Origin of the sequence: Sphingosinicella sp. CPCC 101087 (genome assembly GCF_004151485.1) — a bacterium.
In the GTDB taxonomy this organism is placed as follows: domain Bacteria; phylum Pseudomonadota; class Alphaproteobacteria; order Sphingomonadales; family Sphingomonadaceae; genus Allosphingosinicella.
This window is the reverse complement of sequence record NZ_SBFF01000029.1, coordinates 1-1,790: the sequence shown is the minus strand read 5'-3', so window position 1 is coordinate 1,790 and position 1,790 is coordinate 1. Positions and strand designations below refer to the sequence as shown.

At 68.6% G+C, this 1,790-nt stretch carries 1 protein-coding gene; it reads right to left on the bottom strand.

Features of this window, described 5'->3' with window-relative positions:
* Window positions 1–1,790: autotransporter-associated beta strand repeat-containing protein (locus EKM57_RS21630; RefSeq protein WP_206185544.1), on the bottom strand; the 1,790-nt coding region annotated here is incomplete at both ends.

The following is a 1,790-nucleotide window of genomic DNA, read 5'->3' as shown; positions in this document are numbered from 1 at the left end:
GCGCCGAGATTGGCGTCGCTCGAGATCCGCACGATGCCCGCCTCGATCCGCGTCCCGCCGGAATAGCTGTTGGCGCCGGTCAGCACGAGTGTGCCGAGATCCGTCTTGACCAACTTTGTGGTCCCGGCGATCGCGCTTGCGAGGGTGGCGATGTAGCCTGCCCCGCCCGCCGTGCCGTCGCCGACCCGGATCACCGACTCCGGACCCGACAGGGTCAGGGTATTGCCGGCGATAGTGTAGCCGTTGGCGGCGAACTGCAGGCCCGAGGCGGTGACCGTACCGAGGCTGTTATCGACCGTGACGGTTCCGGCCGCGCCGGTGAAGATCGCAAACGCGCCGTCATCGTATCCGGCGTTGACCGCGCCAGTCGCATCGGCCCAATTGCTGTTGCCGTTGACCGCCTGCCAGACGCCGTCGCCGCCGTCGACTTCGCCGTTGAACTTCGGTCCGGCCGCGCCGTCCCAGAAGTTGAGGATCGCGCCGCCGGTGTTGATCAAATTGACCTGGTTCGCGACCGATGTTTGCACCGACACGTCGGCGCCGGCCGGCAAGGTGCCGAGCGCCAGTCCGTTGTCGGTCAGCGTGCCGCCATAATTGGCGATGCGGTAGAGGCCGATGCCGAACGTGCCGCCGGGGGTGACGGTCACGTTGAGAGTACCGTCGAGGATGAGGTCGCCCTCGACGTCGACCAGGTCGTTGAACGCGCTTCCCACCGCGTTGGCCGCGCCGAGATCCATGCCGATCTGCGCGGCCGAGGCAAGCGAGAGGCTGCCGTTGATGGTCAGCACGCCGGCGCCGCCGGCGCCGGGCGCGAGCGTTCCGCCATCGTCCACGGCGACGTCGCCGCCGATGATTCCGGCGCCGGCGAGCGTGGCGCCGGAAGCGACGCTGGTGAGACCGGTCGCCGCCGACTGATCGCCGTTGACGAGCAGGGTGCCGGCGACGACCTGCGTCGCACCCGTATAGCTGTTCGCAGCGGTCAGAATCAGCGTACCGGCCCCGTCCTTTACCAGCGAGCCGGTTCCGCTGACCGTTCCGGCAAAGGTGACGGCATCCGAGCGGTTGAAGGTCAGAGTGCCGTCGTTGGCGACGTTGCCGAGGATCGAACCGGTGGTGCCGCCGTCGCCGATCTGGAGCGTACCCGAACCGATTGTCGTGCCGCCGGTATAGAGGTTCGCGCCGGTCAGGATCGTGGTGCCGGTACCGGCCTGGCGAAGCGCGCCCGAGCCCGAAATCGAACCTTCGAAGGTCAGCGCGTCCGAGCGGTCGAAAAGCAGCGTGCCTTCGTTCGCGACGTCGCCCGTGATGCTGCCGCTGGTCCCGCCGTCGCCGATCTGGAGCGTGCCGCCGGCGATGACGGTGCCGCCTGCATAAATGTTGTCCGCGGTCAGGACGAGCGATCCCGCCCCGGCCTTGACCAGGGCTCCGGCGCCCGAGACTAGGCCCTCGAGAGTGAGTGCGGTGTTTGCGTCGGTGAGGAAGGTCCCCTCGCCGGCAAGGGTAACGGCCCGCGCCGAAACCAGGTCGGCCGTGCTGTTGAGCGTACCATCGTCGAGGATCAGCCCGCCGGCGGAGTCGCCCAGATTGGCGTCGGCCGAGATCCTGAGGATACCGCCGTTGATCGCCGTTCCGCCGGTATAGCTGTTCGTGCCGGCGAGGATCAGCGTGCCGGCATCGGTCTTCACCAGACCCGCCGACCCGGCGAGCTCGGCCGCGATGGTGGCCGTATAGCCCGCACCGGCCGCGCTGCCGTCGCCGACCTGGATCAGCGCCGCCGATCCGGTCAGCGT